Annotated in this window: 16 protein-coding genes; 5 read left to right on the forward strand and 11 right to left on the reverse strand. The window is 55.7% G+C overall.

Features of this window, described 5'->3' with window-relative positions; genetic code table 11:
• Positions 1 to 134 precede the first annotated feature (134 nt).
• Both MUN80_RS08350 and MUN80_RS08355 read left to right on the forward strand, forming a co-directional pair.
• Entirely contained in the window at positions 135 to 845 is a 711-nt protein-coding gene (locus tag MUN80_RS08350; protein WP_244722203.1) for a hypothetical protein, read from the forward strand.
• On the forward strand, positions 796 to 1089 hold the full coding sequence (locus MUN80_RS08355) for a hypothetical protein (protein ID WP_244722205.1): 294 nt from the start codon (positions 796 to 798) through the stop codon (positions 1087 to 1089). The genes MUN80_RS08350 and MUN80_RS08355 overlap by 50 nt, the downstream gene beginning before the upstream one ends.
• A gap of 123 nt (positions 1090 to 1212) precedes the next feature.
• Here MUN80_RS08355 and MUN80_RS08360 read toward each other — a convergent pair whose 3' ends face one another.
• Both MUN80_RS08360 and MUN80_RS08365 read right to left on the reverse strand, forming a co-directional pair.
• A complete protein-coding gene (locus tag MUN80_RS08360; protein WP_244722207.1) occupies positions 1213 to 2229 on the reverse strand; it encodes an SMP-30/gluconolactonase/LRE family protein in 1017 nt (338 codons plus the stop codon).
• Positions 2230 to 2522: 293 nt separating this feature from the next.
• Positions 2523 to 3734: a YncE family protein gene (locus MUN80_RS08365; RefSeq protein WP_244722209.1), complete on the reverse strand. Its 1212-nt coding sequence runs from the start codon at positions 3732 to 3734 to the stop codon at positions 2523 to 2525.
• Positions 3735 to 4337: 603 nt separating this feature from the next.
• Here MUN80_RS08365 and MUN80_RS08370 point away from each other — a divergent pair.
• A complete protein-coding gene (locus tag MUN80_RS08370; protein WP_244722212.1) occupies positions 4338 to 5729 on the forward strand; it encodes an alpha/beta hydrolase in 1392 nt (463 codons plus the stop codon).
• A gap of 207 nt (positions 5730 to 5936) precedes the next feature.
• On the opposite strand, the gene MUN80_RS08375 is transcribed toward MUN80_RS08370, so the two are convergent.
• Positions 5937 to 6128 (reverse strand): hypothetical protein, encoded by a 192-nt coding sequence (locus MUN80_RS08375; protein WP_244722215.1) that lies wholly within the window; start codon positions 6126 to 6128, stop codon positions 5937 to 5939.
• An 82-nt stretch (positions 6129 to 6210) separates the two neighbouring features.
• On the reverse strand, positions 6211 to 6522 hold the full coding sequence (locus MUN80_RS08380; protein ID WP_244722217.1) for a hypothetical protein: 312 nt from the start codon (positions 6520 to 6522) through the stop codon (positions 6211 to 6213).
• A gap of 404 nt (positions 6523 to 6926) precedes the next feature.
• On the opposite strand from MUN80_RS08380, the gene MUN80_RS08385 reads away from it, so the two are divergent.
• A complete protein-coding gene (locus tag MUN80_RS08385; RefSeq protein WP_244722218.1) occupies positions 6927 to 7508 on the forward strand; it encodes a hypothetical protein in 582 nt (193 codons plus the stop codon).
• Positions 7509 to 7613: 105 nt separating this feature from the next.
• Here MUN80_RS08385 and clpB read toward each other — a convergent pair whose 3' ends face one another.
• The 5 genes from clpB to MUN80_RS08410 all read right to left on the reverse strand — a co-directional run bounded on the left by clpB (position 7614) and on the right by MUN80_RS08410 (position 13236).
• Positions 7614 to 10229 (reverse strand): ATP-dependent chaperone ClpB, encoded by a 2616-nt coding sequence (clpB, locus tag MUN80_RS08390; protein ID WP_244722220.1) that lies wholly within the window; start codon positions 10227 to 10229, stop codon positions 7614 to 7616.
• A 161-nt stretch (positions 10230 to 10390) separates the two neighbouring features.
• Positions 10391 to 11965 (reverse strand): PIN-like domain-containing protein, encoded by a 1575-nt coding sequence (locus tag MUN80_RS08395; protein ID WP_244722222.1) that lies wholly within the window; start codon positions 11963 to 11965, stop codon positions 10391 to 10393.
• Positions 11966 to 12143: 178 nt separating this feature from the next.
• Entirely contained in the window at positions 12144 to 12437 is a 294-nt protein-coding gene (locus MUN80_RS08400; protein WP_244722224.1) for a hypothetical protein, read from the reverse strand.
• Entirely contained in the window at positions 12428 to 12907 is a 480-nt protein-coding gene (locus MUN80_RS08405; protein WP_244722225.1) for a hypothetical protein, read from the reverse strand. Before MUN80_RS08405 ends, MUN80_RS08400 begins: the two co-directional genes overlap by 10 nt.
• A gap of 128 nt (positions 12908 to 13035) precedes the next feature.
• Positions 13036 to 13236: a hypothetical protein gene (locus tag MUN80_RS08410; protein WP_244722227.1), complete on the reverse strand. Its 201-nt coding sequence runs from the start codon at positions 13234 to 13236 to the stop codon at positions 13036 to 13038.
• Between the two features lie 379 nt (positions 13237 to 13615).
• On the opposite strand from MUN80_RS08410, the gene MUN80_RS08415 reads away from it, so the two are divergent.
• On the forward strand, positions 13616 to 14122 hold the full coding sequence (locus tag MUN80_RS08415; protein ID WP_244722229.1) for a hypothetical protein: 507 nt from the start codon (positions 13616 to 13618) through the stop codon (positions 14120 to 14122).
• Between the two features lie 191 nt (positions 14123 to 14313).
• Here the strand turns inward: MUN80_RS08415 and MUN80_RS08420 are convergent, their stop codons facing one another.
• Positions 14314 to 15237, reverse strand: a complete 924-nt coding sequence (locus tag MUN80_RS08420) for a DUF808 domain-containing protein (RefSeq protein ID WP_244722232.1) — start codon at positions 15235 to 15237, stop codon at positions 14314 to 14316.
• A gap of 152 nt (positions 15238 to 15389) precedes the next feature.
• Positions 15390 to 15776: a winged helix-turn-helix transcriptional regulator gene (locus tag MUN80_RS08425; RefSeq protein ID WP_244722234.1), complete on the reverse strand. Its 387-nt coding sequence runs from the start codon at positions 15774 to 15776 to the stop codon at positions 15390 to 15392.
• Between the last annotated feature and the right edge of the window lie 81 nt (positions 15777 to 15857).

A 15857-nucleotide genomic window follows, 5' to 3' on the forward strand; every position in this document is an offset into this window, starting at 1 on the left:
GGCTGGCATATTCGCTGGCAGGGCTTCTGCGGCATAGGCAGCTCGGTCACCCACCGAACTTTGTTGAAAATGCCCCGGTTGCGGGTGCTTTCTTGTACTTTTGAGGGAATGTTGCTTGCTGCCTATTGCACTATATGCCTTACCGTTTACTCTTTCTACTTAGCTTTTTGTTCGTAACGGGCCTCGCACCTCAGTCGGGACAGGCCCAAAGTGCCCGTAAGCTGGCTGGCCCATCTGCGGAGCCGGTACTCACCCGTAAAGACACGGCCTATGCCGTGCACGAGCTGTTTGCTCAGCGCCGCAGTGGTGCAACAACGCTTACCATTTTTGGCGTTGCAATGACGACAATTACCACAATTGGCTGGATTCAGACACCACCCTCCAGTAGCGGCGAAACCTTGCTGGCCACAGGCGTCGTCGGGGTGGTCGGAATCCTGCCGGCCTGGCTGGGAATCAAAAAGCACCGGCGCTACAACCTGAGCCGGGAACAAGTGGTGCTGACCGACTATGCCAAGACCGGCGCCCTGGCCCCCAAGTACCGCCGGCGACTGCGCGGCATCTGTCGCCCGGTGCCCGGCAACTGCACCTGGCCCGAAATTGTGACGGATACGCTGCTGGCAGCGGGGCCGCTTGGCGGGGCTAGCTCCTCGGCTCCTATTCTTGCCGCTGATTCCACCACACGTTTCCGGCCAAGTGCTGCGGGGTATACCATGGCCGATTCGCTGGATGCCGTGGCCGGCCCGGCGCCTGGGTGGCCAGATTCCACTCCTGGCCATATTGCCCGCCGCCCGCCTCATGACGGGCAGCAGCGGCAAGGACTACAACATGTATACCGGCCAGTTTGAGGATAAAAAGGCTTCCGGTGCCGCAGTAGCAGCGGGCTTGGGCTTGGTAGTTGGCAGCATGACCTACATGATTGTGCACAACAGCCCGTATTCCAAGGCCAAGCTGGCCGAGGTGCGGGCAGCCTGTGAGGCCGGAGCACCTATTCCGGCCAGGATTCGGGTGCTGCTCAAGCCTCGCCACTTCGAAGCCGGCCGGGAAGAGCGCAACCGGGAGCTGCGCCGGGCCAGCCGTAAGATTCGTTAACTACCGACGCTCTGCCTGGTTTTCGGCGAGTCACGGTAGTTCGTTCTATCAGGTGTATGTACAACAAAGCCCCGTCGGAGCATTCCAACGGGGCTTTGTTACTGGTGCTGAACAGGTATCAGCCTAGAAAACCGTTTTGACAATGGCAAACCGTGGCGAGGTGGCCTGGTAGGGATACAGCACGTACGCATCGCCCGGCGTACGGCGGGTGATGGTGGTGGGGCTCACCGCCCCGGTGGCAAACTTGCCCGTTTCGGTTGCCGAAGCCCAAGCCGCCGTCGTGCTGAGACGGTATACCGTGCTTTGGTTACCCGCTACCACCAGCAGCGTCTGCGCATCGGTCAGCAGCAGGCCATCGGCCCCAGTCAAGCTCAGCGACTGGGCGGTGGTAACCTTGGTGAAGCTGTTGGGGTCGTTGATAGGTACTTTGAACAGCGTGCCGTCGTTGGTTTTGGCCACGAGCAAGTAGCCGTCGGGGTGAAACACGATGCCGTTCAGCCCAAACCCCGTTCCCCCACTCAACAAGGGGTTTTCCAGAAACACGGTAGCGTTGCCCTGCAGGTCGAGCTTATAGATAACTGGGGCGAAGCTGTCAGTAATGTAGGCGTTGCCCTGCGCGTCCACGGCAATGTCGTTGGCGAAGTGCTGGGGGTAGTTAGGCGCTTTGCTGCCCAGGTCGGTGTAGGAAATCAGGCCGCCGGTAGTTGAGTTGAAGATGGCTACGGCCGCCAGCTTACGCTGGGTGGCGGGGGAAGTGCGGGTAGAGTTGACCCCAGCGTCCGATACGGCTGCGAGTACCCGGTTGCGGCTCGCGTCGAGGTTTAGGCCAATGGTCGAAATCAGGCGGGGGTCGTCGGCCAATACCGCGTAAGTGCTGTCGTCTTTCACCCGGCCAATCTGGCCTTTAGTGCGGGAACTGACCAGAAAGTGTCGGTAGGTTTCGTCGTACTGAATGCCTTCGGGGTGCAGTGCGGCCTGGGGTACGGTTATTTTGGCCGGATTAGCCGGAATAGTTTCGGGCTCGTCGTCGTCGGAGCAGCTGGCCAGCAAGCCGGTAAAGGCCACGGTGAAGGCCGCCAGACGGACCAAGCGAAACAGCAGAAACGGCCCAGTCGAAGGGAGTAGGGAAGAGTGCAGCATAGCAAGCAGGTAAAAGTTTACGGTTCAGTTAGCTGTACATACGTCCCTTGAATAGAACCGATTGAATGAAATTGCGGTCATTGGGGGCCAAGCGGGAACAATGGCCGCAAAAAGCCCCGACAGAAAGTGACTGCCGGGGCTTTTGGGGCAAGGCATGTGCTGACCTTCGCGGTATGGCAGGGTGCTCATGGAACTTCTGCTTTGTGCGCTGCCAAGGCTACTGGCCCAGTGGCCTACTTCGAGGTAAAAGCTAGCCGGGCCTCTAGGGTAGCAATTACTGGTTCCAGGCAGGCTTAATGGTCACTCTCAGCGTTTAGGTCAGCCCCAATCATGACAATGCGGGAGGGTTTGCCGCCGGTGGTAAAGGTGTGCTTTTCTTCGAGCGTAGCTTTATCCAGCATGTGTACTTTGCCCTGGGGTGCATTGGTGATATACACGTAGGAGTGGGTAGCCGTAAGGTAAGGCGCTGCCGCTGCAACATCCGTAATGAGGTTGGAAATAGACTTTTCAACCTTTTTCGACCCGGTAGCGCCGTCAAAGACCAGCAGCTTCCCATCGGCTTGCAATACCAGAAGGTCCCGGCCCTCGGCATCGTAGACGGCCCGGGTGTACTGCGTGATGCCGCCTACACTAGTGAATGTTTTCGTGGCCGGGTTAATCAGGTGCAGGCCAGCGGTGGCGCTCATGCCCACAAACGTCTTGGCCGCGGCTCCATAGCTCAGGGTTGACAGCCAATTTGAGCCAAACGCGGCTGGGTAAGCAATGAGCTCCTGTTGGCCACTGTTTTGTACTTTCAGAATGCCTTGCGGGGTGCCAAACAGGGCCATGGTGCCATCAGTAGCATTGCCGTGAATGTTGGTAACAGCAACAGTCGAAGGAATGCCTACTTCGCGGCCTTGGGCATTCACAATTTTTACCCGCCAGGGTGTAGCGCCGGTTGCTGCCTTATCCGAAACGGCGTAGGTGTTATTCAGGAAGGTGATAACGGCGCCGTGGTGGGCGTTTCCCACCGGCACGGCCGTAGTGGTAGCCGCTGTATGCAACGTGGCTTCATCAGCTAAGTGCAGGTTGCCGTCCCCATCGCCGAAAATGGCAATGCTGCTTTCCTGTACGCTGAAGTGAGCGGGTTTTACCGCCGCCGATTTGGTGAGAGCCCACTTAGGCGTACCCTTCGTGTGCACATGGTCGCCGTGGGCCTCAATGCCACTATCGAAAAACTCTACGGCGTTTTGGGAGCCGTACACAAAGGCTGCAAAACGGCCACTACCCGTGGGGTAAACGGCCGCCCCAGCAAAGCTGGACTGAAAGGTTTCCTGGGTCTGTTTGCCAGGGGTAAGCAGCGTCACGGCGGTGCTGGTTTGGTCGGCTACCAGCAGGCGGACGTGCTGGCTTTCCTCTTTGGCAGGTGTTGCATCTTCCGAATCGTTTTTATCGCAGGCCGAGAAGGCTCCGGCGAAAAGAACGGCTGCGGCCGGATAGATGAGAGTGCGGCGTAGCGTTTTCATAAAAACCAGTTTCTGGTAAAAGGTGAATGATAGGCAAATGTATATATGAAACATTGTTGCAAAAATTAATTTCGCATTAAAAAGCCCTGCCGAATTACTGGGCAGGGCTTTTTGATGACTCAATGTTGGGTGGTAAGCTGCGGAAAGCTACTCCTGATGCAGTTTGTTAGCATCTTTGGTATCCGTCCTATCTACCTGCTCCGCCTTAGGGTCGGTATCGACGAAACGCTCCCTTTTCTGATGAATAAGGGCGGCACCGGTGAGGCCCCCGCCAGCCGCGGCCAGAGTGTAGCAGGGGTAGCACGGAGGTTACACACATGAATAGAAGGAGTAAAAAAGACCCGGCTTACAGTACCAGAATTTGCACGTTCACGTTCTCAAAGTGGATGTGGCCGTCTAAGCGTACAGCCTCTGCCACGGCGTCCTTGCTCATCACCCAGCGTTACGCCAACAATCTCTCACTGCTGAAGTGCCACAACTTACTATTGTGCAGCGAGGAGTGATCTAACTATTACACTGACCGTGCTGGTTTTCTCCATGTAGTTTATCGCCATTATTTCGCAGATGCGCCTGTTTTCATTCGTAATTTGGTTTGTAGCATGCATGTTGACGGGCGTACTGAGCCGAGCCCAAAGTAAAGATCCTGTTAAGGGCGTTTGGAGCGGCACGGTCAATATGTTTGGCAGCGCCACGCCGGTGCTCATTAATTTTGACCCGCTGCAGCAGGCAGTTGGCAGTCGGCGCGCCACCATCGATTTGCCCAAGATGGGTTTGCACAGCGTGCAAGTAGACACGCTCATGCAAGGGCCGAAGGATGACAGCCTGCGCCTGGTTGTCAGCACCCTGCCGGGCAGCTTCGTGGGACGATTATCGGCCGACGCGCAACGGCTCACGGGTTTTTTGTTGTTAGCCGGCCAGCGTATGCCGCTGCAGCTACAACCCGGCAAGCTCAGTTGGTCGACTCCCTTACGCCCCCAGGCGCTGCGGTTGCCTTTGCCCTATCGGGAGGCTTCGATAACCTTTGCGGGCGGCAGCTCCGGAACCCAGCTTGCCGGTACCCTTGCCCTGCCCAAAGGTCGCCGGTCGGTGCCGGCCGTGGTGCTGGTTTCGGGCTCGGGCCCCCACAATCGCCACGGCGAGCAATTCGGGCACCAGCCTTTTCGGGTGCTGGCCGATAACCTGGCCCGCCGGGGTTTTGCCGTACTGTGCTACGACGAGCGTGGGGTAGGAGCATCGACGGGGCGCTTTGCCCCAGCCACAACCACCGATTTTGCCGCGGACGTTGCGGCGGCGGTTGCCGCCCTGCGGGCCAACAGGCGCATAGACGCGCAGCGCATCTTCCTTATAGGCCACAGCCAGGGCTCCCTGGAGGTGGCGCGCGTGGCCGCGCAGGATGCTGGAGTGGCCGGTATTGCCCTGCTCAGCGGGCTGGCCGAACCGCTGGTAGAGGTGTACAAAGCCCGCCTGCGGGCCCAGATGGCCCCGCATCTAAACAAGTCCGATACGACCGGCCGCGCGGATATACTTAAAACGCAACTGGTATGCGAAGCCGTTCTAACCATCATTGCCGCCTCGCCCAACGAAGCCGCGGCCGTGGCAGCCTTGCAGCAGCCGATTCCTGCGCAAGGCATCACCCCGGAGGAACTGGCTTACTTCGCCCCGACCTATATGCAACCTACGGTGCAGGATATCCTGCGGCAGGACCCGCGGGCTGATTTGCGCAAGATCAGGGTACCCGTGCTGGCCGTTACCGGCGCCCTCGACACCGACGCCCCGGCTGCTACCCAGCTGCCGGCCCTAAAGGCCGCATTGCCTGCGTCGAGCAGCACTCAGTTGACTACAGTCGTTGTGCCCGAGGTTACGCACTTCCTGCAGACTATTCCGGCTGGCACCACGCTTTCCCCTTACGACAACCCCGAATCCATTTCACCCGCTGCTTTGTCGGCAATTGGCGACTGGCTGACCAAGCAGACCAAGCAGCCGAAAAGCAACTAGCAGCGACTAGCTTCTGCTGGTTATTTCGTGTTTAGCAGCGAAGAGCAGTGTGGAACCACCTTGGTACAGAATCAGCGCAATGAGAAATAGTAATACGTATCCTAAGCCCCTGAACCACCTCCTAGCCATACTGCAATAAACCGCAAAAGCCCCGCTGGCGCGCTGCCAGTGGGGCTTTTTGCTACATCTGTGTCCGGGTGCCGGCAGCTACTCCTGGCCTAACTCGTCGTCCTCTGGCGTTTCCTTCTTGTCAACCTGCTCGGTCTTGGGGTCCGTATCGATGAACCGTTCCCGCTTCTGGTGAATCGGGGCGGCGCCGGTGAGACCTACGCCGGCCGCGGCCAACAACAGCATGGCTATCAGACCCAGCATGCGGAGGTAACGCTTGATAGTTTGCATAAAGCGAGGAGAATAAAAGAGAATAAAAAAGCCTTGCCGATGTAGCGCCGGCAAGGCTTTGGTGTGGGGTAGGCAGGCTTCGTTACGGCTTGCGGAAAATCAGTGTGCCGGTAGAGGGGCCGCTGAAGGTGCCCTGTAGCACGTAGCCGGCCGCCAGCAGCTTGTCAAAGACTCCCTGCAGCTGCTCCGCGTTGACTATCGGGCCTTGCTTGCCGCGCGTTGATTGCAGCTCCAACAGTTCCGTTTTGCCCACGCCGTAGCTTACGACCACGGTGCAGGTGCCATTCCATTCGGTGACGCGCACCACGGCAGTGTTGGCAGGGCTGGTTTGGGCTAATGCAGGGCTGCCACAAAGGCTGAGGGCTAAGCCCGTTAACAGTAGGATCTTTTTCATAGAAATACGATTGAATGAATGTGACCGGTAAGGCGCAAAAAGCACGCCGGTCTGGTAGTATGATGCAGCTGGTTGCGCCAAATTGTAGAACTGATATAGGTGCTTGCACCAATTTGTAGAACTTTGACGTTATCTTGGAGAACACCTCTACATTTTGCGCTATGTCTTTCAATCCATCTTCGACTGATCCTAGGGTAGCCCAACAGTTAGAGAATCTGGCTAACATGGCTGAGCGGGTAGCTACATCAGAATTCAAGAGCAGTTTCCGCAGTTTTGTGCGTACTAAGGCACAGGAGGCGGATTCGTATCTGACTTACCGGGATGAACAAGGCCGTTTGGTGCAGGAATGGCCCGGCACGGGCCGGGTTGAAGTGCTGGCAGAGTAGAAGAGTGTGTCGGCAGCTATGCCCACTGTTTTCATCCTCGCCGGCCCTAATGGCGCGGGTAAAACGTCACTTTACCAGCATGAGGCCCCAACAGTGCCCCGCTTGAACGGCGACAGCCTGTATCAGCAAGGCATGCATATTCATGATGTGGAAGCCGAGCTCCGCAAGCAGATGGAGGGGTGGGTTGCTGACATGGCCTCTTTCGTCATTGAAACCAACGCGGCCAGCGAACGGGATTATGCCTTGTTCGAGACCCTAAAAAAAGCAGGTTATCGCCTTGAGTGTCGGTATGTGGGTCTGGAATCAGTCCTAGATTGCTTGAAGCGGGTAGCCCAGCGCGTGGCAGAAGGCGGCCATGATGTTCCGGCAGCCCTCATTCAGCACCGTTACAACAGCAGTTTGTCGCTGCTCAAGCGTAACTACCGCGTATTCGACCGGCTGCAACTCTACGATAACTCGGAGGCTCAGCCAGAAGAGCTGGTTGACTTTGTGCCGGGCTCACCGCTTGTTGAGCTACAAGCGCTGCCTGATTGGGCTTCTGCAGTGGTTAAGCATCTTATTAAGATGGAAGCAGTGTATCAACGACTTCCAAGGAAGTAAAGTAGTTAGTCAGCTGCCCAAAAGCTACTGGCTTATAAGGGTTAAAAAACAAAAGCCCCGCCGACACTCTGTCAGCGGGGCTTTTCTACGCACTATCAATTCAACTTACACGCCGGGGATTTCCACGTCCACGTTCACGAAGCGGATCTGGTCGTCTTCCAGCACGGCTTCCACCACGGCGTCCTTGGTCACGCGGCCCGAGAGGATGTCTTTCGACAACTCGTTGAGCACGAGGCGCTGCAGTACACGCTTCAAGGGGCGGGCCCCAAACTGCGGGTCGAAGCCCTGCTCGCCTAGGTAGCTGAGCACTTCGTCGGTAGCTTCGAGGCGGATGCCGGCTTCTTCCAGGCGCTGCTGAATCTGCTTGAACTGGATGTCGACAATCTTGCGAATCTCCTTGCGCTTGAGGGGCTGGAACATCACGATTTCGTCGATGCGGTTCAGGAACTCGGGGCGCATGTGGCCTTTCAGACGCTCGACTACTTCCTCGCGGGTGCGGTCTACCACCTCGTCGTGGTTGTATTCATTGAGCTCCTTGAAATTCTTCTGAATGATGTCGGCGCCCGTGTTGGAGGTCATGATGATGATGGTGTTCTTGAAGTTCGCCACCCGGCCTTTGTTGTCGGTGAGGCGGCCGTCGTCGAGCACCTGCAGCAGGATGTTGAACACGTCGGGGTGGGCCTTCTCGATTTCGTCGAGCAGGATGACCGAGTAGGGCTTGCGGCGCACGGCCTCGGTCAATTGGCCGCCCTCGTCGTAGCCTACGTAGCCGGGAGGCGCCCCGATGAGGCGGGACACGGCGTGGCGCTCCTGATACTCGCTCATGTCGATGCGGACCATGCTGTTCTCATCGTTGAACAGGTACTCGGCCAGGGCTTTAGCTAGCTCGGTTTTCCCCACGCCGGTAGTGCCCAGGAAGATGAATGAGCCGATGGGGCGCTTGGGGTCCTGCAAGCCGGCGCGGGAGCGGCGCACGGCATCACTGATGGCGGCAATGGCCTCACTCTGCCCGGCCACGCGCTTGCCCAGCTCACCTTCGAGGTTGAGCAGCTTCTCGCGGTCCGACTGCAGCATCTTGCTGACCGGAATGCCGGTCCACTTGGCTACTACCTCGGCAATGTCCTCGTGGGTAACGACCTCTTGGAGCATGGAGCCGCCGTCCTTGTTGGCGTTGGCTTCTTCCTGCAGGGTTTTGAGCTTGGCTTCGGCTTCCTGAATCTTGCCGTAGCGCAGCTCAGCCACCCGGCCGTAGTCGCCCTGGCGCTCGGCCTGCTCGGCTTCGACTTTGAACCGCTCAATGGCTTCCTTCTGCTCCTGGATGTTGGTCAGGACGGACTTCTCGTTTTCCCACTGGGCTTTGAGCGTGTCGCGCTTGGCGGTTAGCTCGGCCAGGTCCTTGTTGAGCACGTTTTCCCGGTCCACGTTTTCCTCGCGGCGGATGGCTTCGCGCTCAATTTCGAGCTGCATGATGCGGCGCTGCACTTCGTCGAGCTCCACGGGCATGGAGTTGAGCTCGATGCGGAGCTTGGCGGCGGCCTCGTCCATGAGGTCGATGGCCTTGTCGGGCAGGAACCGGTCGGTGATGTAGCGGCTGCTCAGCTCCACGGCGGCAATAACGGCGTCGTCGGTGATGCGCACGCCGTGGTGCAGCTCGTACTTCTCCTTGATGCCGCGCATAATGCTGATGGCGTCCTCAATGGTAGGCTCATCGACCATCACGGCCTGGAAACGGCGCTCCAGGGCCTTGTCCTTCTCGATGTACTTCTGATACTCCTTGAGGGTGGTAGCGCCGATGGAGTGCAGCTCGCCGCGGGCCAGGGCGGGCTTGAGCAGGTTGGCGGCATCCATGGCGCCTTCGCCACCGCCGCCGGCCCCAATCAGGGTGTGCATCTCGTCGATGAACAGGATGATCTGGCCTTCGGAGTCGGTGACTTCCTTGATGACGGACTTGAGGCGCTCCTCGAACTCGCCCTTGTACTTGGCCCCGGCAATGAGCAGGCCCATGTCGAGCGACATGATGATTTTGTCCTGGAGGTTTTCGGGCACGTCGCCGGCCACGATGCGCTGGGCCAGGCCCTCGACAATGGCGGTTTTGCCGACGCCGGGCTCCCCGAGCAGGACGGGGTTGTTCTTGGTGCGGCGGCTCAGAATCTGGAGGACGCGGCGAATTTCCTCGTCGCGGCCGATGACGGGGTCCATCTTGCCGGTGCGCACCTGCTCGTTGAGGTTGCGGGCGTAGCGGTTGAGGCTCTGGTACTGGTCTTCGGCGGTCTGGGACGTGACCTTGCGGCCCCCGCGCAGCTCCTTGATGGCGGCTTTGAGGTCTTTCTCGTTGAAGCCGGTGTCTTTGAGCAGGGTGGCGGTGGCGTCGTTGCCGCCGAGCAGGCCCAGCAGCAGGTGTTCTACCGACACGTATTCATCGTCGAACTCCTTGAGGAAGCCGGTGGCGCGCTGCAGAGCGGCGGCGGCTTCGTTGGAGAGGTAGGGGGAGCCGCCGCTTACTTTGGGGTAGCCGGCGACGATGGTATCGAGGCGGGGCGTGAGGATGTTGAGGTTGACGCCCAGCTTCTTGGCCAGAAACGAGAGGACGTTCTCGTCGCTCTGGAAGAGGCCCTTCAGCAGGTGGCCGGTGTCGATGGCCTGCTGCTGGTTGCCCCCGGCAATTTCAGTGGCCTTCTGCACGGCCTCCTGTGCCTTGATGGTATAATTATTAAAGTTCATGGCTTGCTGAGTCTTAGGTAGGCTTCGGGTTAGGAAGTTCTACGATGGGACTAGCAAACGGGGTGCAGAAGTGGTTTTGCTGACGTTTTGGCGGGGTTTAGGGTTGAATCAATTATTGGATATGACAATTTTTCCATGTATGTAATCATGATTTTATCATTTCAACTGTCTGTGGTAGGAGAATTAGTCGATTTCCTCCTTGAGAGCTCAAAAGCTTTTTCCAGCACTTCACTTTCGTCTTTAATAGAAGGATTGATAGGAATAGTAAGTATTTCAGTAGGCGTAGTGCCTGAAGCTATTATATCAATAGCTCTACGTGTACCCAAGAAACTATTTTCTATTCTAATCCAATCGTGTCTATATTTTTCTACAAACTGCTCTAGTATCATGACTTTGCACTTTGTACTCCTGCGCCAAAATACTACATAATTATTTCCAGTCTTTTTAACTTGATCGATATCGCACTGTAATTCAAGTACGCTTTCATATATTTTCTTTAGAGTAATGCCCTCCTCAGTGTGCTCAAAGAAAACCGTACTTGGTTTAATATAGAGTGTAGGATTTGCTGATGAGTCGTAATCATTTCCATCAATGATAGCAGTTACAACGATTTTTGAAAATACACCTTCGCTAGTGCTGTATGAGAACTCTGCTTCTTCTTTGTATTTAGAGAGAAATTCGCGTAAAGCCTCTGATTTAACACTTAGCGGATGATCCGCTTCTAAGAAATACGTATAATTGGGGTGAGCTCCTGAATGATTTATTAATAAGCTCTCTGGCTGTGCGGGCTTGTGAATGTTCTCAAATGATATTTTTAAGGGTTCTTCCGCATGGATTATGAACATCACGTGAGAGGTTAAAGAATACGACTTCTCAACATATCTAATTATAGGGCGCATGTCCTTTTGCATCCAATCCCCTTTGCTTTTTTCATTAGTCAAAAATATCGAGTCGGAATTATTGTTTTTCATAAATTTAATAATCTCATGAAAGATAATATAATCTCCATATGGATAGTCCTTTTTTCCAAAATCGCCACTGCCTGGAAAAACATTCTTCCACTTCTCACCTTCTTTAGCATTGGTTAATAAGGTAGCTAACTCATTGTATTGTTTCTCTAGTAACTTTATTTCATTCGCGCTTAATGGTTCTAGCAAATGAAATTGTGAGCACAGTTCGAGTAACTCATCTACCACTTCAATGTCTTTATATCCTGCCCTTGAGTCGTTGACGGCCTTTTTGACTTTTTCGTCTATCTCCTTATCACCAATAAGTTTATCTAATCCTTTCGCAATATTGTCTAATTCATTCCATAGTTCAGGGAAGTCATTTGATAAAATCTTTTTTTTAGATTCCAAATAGGAGCTATATTTTTGTTTGATATTGTTGCGTGTGGTAATAAAATCAGTATGAATTTGGTTTAAAGGATTGAACAAATCCTTTTCAATTACTCCTAGGCGGTTGCTTAAGAATTCTACTTGTACTCGATAAGGTAAGTAAATTCTTTCAATATTTGCTTGAAAAAACTTTAATAGTTTGGCCTTCTCGCTTTTAGACATGCCATAATAATCTAGTAAGACATTGGTGTCTAAGAACAAAAATTCAAATTCGTCTTTGAGTATAACTGCTTGTGGAAATCTATCCGCAAATACACTCAAAGCTGCTCTGCTTTCGCCGATGGTTAGATCTTTGTCCGACTTGAAGCTAAATGCGCTATTTATTTCTATTGGTGGCATCTTTCTTTTTTATGAATTGTATTTTGAATCGAAGCAAACTACACAAAAACTGCCGTTTCTTAACCGACAGGTGAATATTGCTGTGTGAGGTTCGTTTGGGCATGGAAAGATTGCAGCGAAGCGCAAGAGGTCCTTCGTTCCGCTTCGCTGCACTCAGGATGACAGGGGGAGAGGGAAGTTACTGGGGTTTGGTTGGGGGTTCTTCGGTGCCGCCTTGCTGTTTGCCGGGGCGGTCGATGACTTGGCGGGCGGCGGTGAGGCGGTGGTAGAAGGCGGGGGCGGAGCGGGCGTATTTGCGCAAGCTGCGGTCGAGGCGGTCTTCGAGCAGGGTGGCGAGCTGGCTGAACTGCTCCTGGATGAGGATGCGGGCGGCTTTGCCTTCGGTGACTTGCTGGCGCGGGTCGTTTTTGGTGCCGGTGAAGGCAGTGAGGGCGTTGCGTAGCTCTTGAAGGCGGGCGGGATTTACCGCCAACTCAGCTCAGGGTACTTCAGGGTATCGGCGGGCCAGTTGAAGGTACGGGTGCAGTTGGCTTCGGCCGTGACGGTGTCGGCTGGTAGCTCGAAGACGCGGTACGTACGGGTACCATTGGCGTCGAAGGGCGAGTAGACGGGCTTGCGGAAATACAGAATCACCTCCATATTCGTGACGCAGCCCGGATACAGCGTCTTTCGCATATGCGGCTCAGTGAAGACGTGCGCAATACGCTCGGTAGCCGAGATGTCGGAGTAGACCTGATTGAATGTCTGCTGAGAGATGCCCGGTCCATTTTTGTCGGGGTATAATGTGCGGGTGTTCAGCGCAACAGACTTAAGACGGGCGTCGCCCCCGTTGTTGAAGAAGTAACCAACCGTAAAATCTTTCTTAGGCTCGGGTTGCGGGTTAGTTTCCTTCTTGTCGCAGCCCGTCAGGGCGAGGCTAAGGGCATAGAGGTAATAGCGCATTGAAATGGGCTAAGGAGAATAATAAATAGGCAAAACGGTGCCGCAATGATACTACGCTGGGACTTATTATGTGCACCGTTGATAAGCGTCAGGATAAATTAATACAAAGTGCGGTAGCCACCGATGCTCTAGCTTCGAGCTGGCTTCTGATCATCTTCGTCCTGTTGGATGCCGAGGCGGGTGTCCTTGCGCAGACTGCGGTCGAGGTGGTATTTGAGCAAGGTAGTAAGCTGGCTGAACTGCTTCCTGCAAAGAATGTCGGCGGCTATTCCCTCGGTGGTTTGCTGGCGGGGGCCTTTGGGTACCGCTAACGACAGCGAGGACATCATTCAGCTTATGGAGGCAGACGGGAGCAATGATAGGGGTTACACCCGGAACGACTGAAATCAGGGCAGAGTCGTTTGGTCTACAGTCGAGATTTTGGGCAGATTTTCGGCTTAAGCAGCGCGGCTAGGAAAGTGACCGAGCTAGGCTATCAGGTGCAGAAAACGAAGTATGAGTTATATGAATATGACTTTTTGACTGAAAATTTGAAACATAACTGGGGCAATAAATGTCTTTTTGACTGAGTGGGTCCGTAGCAAGGGTTTCCCACTTTATGTCTAAGGTATTGTTTGATACCTTTCGGTGATGCTTTTGCGTCGCCCTTTACACCAGTAGTACTAGCGGGGCACATGTGCAGCTTCTATTACCACGCCGCTCTTTTTTATGGCTTCTCTTTCTACTATGCAGGCTATTATGCAGGATGCGTCGATGCAGCGCGAAATAGCTGAGTTCACTGCTCTACTCCAGCAGCAGGGCATTAACGGGGGGCTTAGCTACCTGAATGGTCGGACGCCCCACCGGTATACCGGCATTTTCAAGTTCGACGGGGATACGCTCCGCAACCTGGCGCTGTATGACCGGTACCAGCCGACCTCAACCAAGGGCGGTGATGCGCCGATGGAGGCAACGTATTGCTCGTTGGTAGGCCGGCAGGAGGCTCCCCTGGAAATCAACGACGCTCTGGTTGATGCCCGCGTTAAAGGAGTAATTGATACGCCCGTGGTATCCTATTGTGGCGTACTCATTCGGGATGAGCAGGGCAAGGCCTTCGGCACCCTCTGCCACTACGATATGCAGCGCTGCGAGGAGCGCACCACCGATTTGCCGCTGCTGCAGGCCGCAGCCAGCTTGCTGTATAAGCAATGGCTGCAAACCGGCGGGAGCGTGTAGGGCTTGGCAGGCGGTGAAGTGGAGGTTATACCTCGATTGAGGCCGGCTAACGAGCTACGCAGCTTTTGCCCTGAATAGATACACGAGTAGCGCCCGAACAGCTAAACAAACGACAAAGCCCTTTCCTACTTGCGCGGGAAAGGGCTTTGTGCGTTGAAGGGGCCGCACGTAGCACCGGAAGAACACGCCGCTTATTTATCCTTGCCGAGCACCTTTTTGACCAGCAGTACCAGCTTTTCGACTACAAAACCGATGATTAAGCCGGCTATGGCGCAGACCAGCACCTTGGCCAGCCAGCCCAGGGCGGGGATATTGGCTAGGGCCAGTTCCAGTTCGTGCAGCAGGTGGGCGGTGAAGGGAATGCCGTGGAGGATGATTTCGGCCCCGACCCAGAGCATGGCGGCGGTGCCCACGTAGCTGAGGATGCTCAGGAAGCGGGGCATGAACTTGACGAGGCCGCGGCCGAATTTGCGCGTGGCAGGGCCGTATTTTTCCTGGGCCAGGTGGACGCCGATATCGTCGGCTTTCACGATGAGGCCCACGAAGCCGTAGACGGCCACGGTGATGAAGACGGCCACGGCCAGCATGACGGCAATCTGGTTGATGACGGGCTGGCCGGTGACCTGACTGTAGGCAATGGCCATGATTTCGGCCGAGAGGATAATATCGGTGCGCACGGCGCTGGCTACCCGTTCCTCTTCTAATTCCTCGGGGGTAATGGTTTGGACCTGGTCACTTTCCACGTCCACGTCGTGGTGGGGGCTGAACATGGAGTGGACCTTTTCGTAGCCCTCGAAGCAGAGGTAGGCCCCGCCCAGCATGAGGATGGGCGTAATGGCCCAGGGCGCAAAGTAGCCCAACAGCAGGGCCGCCGGACTCAGAATCAGAATTTTATTGACCAGGGACTTTTTGGCAATCCGGTAGATGATGGACAGCTCCCGGGAAGGGTCGAGGCCGACGACGTACTTGGGAGTCACGGCCGTGTCGTCGATGACGATGCCGGAAACCTTGCCGGTGGTTTTGGCGACCTGAGCCGGTACGTCGTCCAGGCTGGCCGCGCTTACTTTGACCAGAGCGGAAATGTCATCTAAGAGCGCAAAAAAACCTGAAGCCATACTCGTTGTGTTCGTTACTCGATTTTCGTTTTGGGGAGGCTGATGCGTTTTTGCGCAGCTCAACCTGGACGCAAGTTATAGCCGTTGCGCGAACGGGCCCTGCCGCCTTATACGGGCGCAGCCGGTAACTGCCGGGGTGGAGCGGCTATTTGCTACGGAGCCGCCGGTTCGGAAGCGCGGGCCGGGTCGTCGGGGCGCTTGTGACCCACAATGACTTCGTGGTGAAAGTAGCCCCAGTCGCTCATGGCCTGCACGACGGGCAGCAGGGTGCGGCTGTGGGCCGTGCAGGCGTATTCGACGGTGATGGGGCGGGTATCGAGGACGGTGCGCGTGACGAGCTGGTGCTGCTCCAGATCCTGGAGCTCCTTGGTCAGGATGCGGGGCGTGATGCCGATTTCGCGGCTTAGCTCCCGGAAGCGGAAAGGGCGCACGAAGAGGGCCGCCAGGATAACAAGCTTCCAGCGGCCACTGACGACGTCGAGCGTGTCGCGCACGGCCTGGTACTGACTTTTGGGGCCGTTGCCGGGGCAGGATTGCATGGGATGGTTGTGTGGAGGGAACCGGTATTCAAAAAGGAACTGGTAGCAAACCTAGCACAAGCGGCCGATAGGTTTGCGGCT

The organism is Hymenobacter cellulosivorans (assembly GCF_022919135.1).
Lineage (GTDB): Bacteria > Bacteroidota > Bacteroidia > Cytophagales > Hymenobacteraceae > Hymenobacter > Hymenobacter cellulosivorans.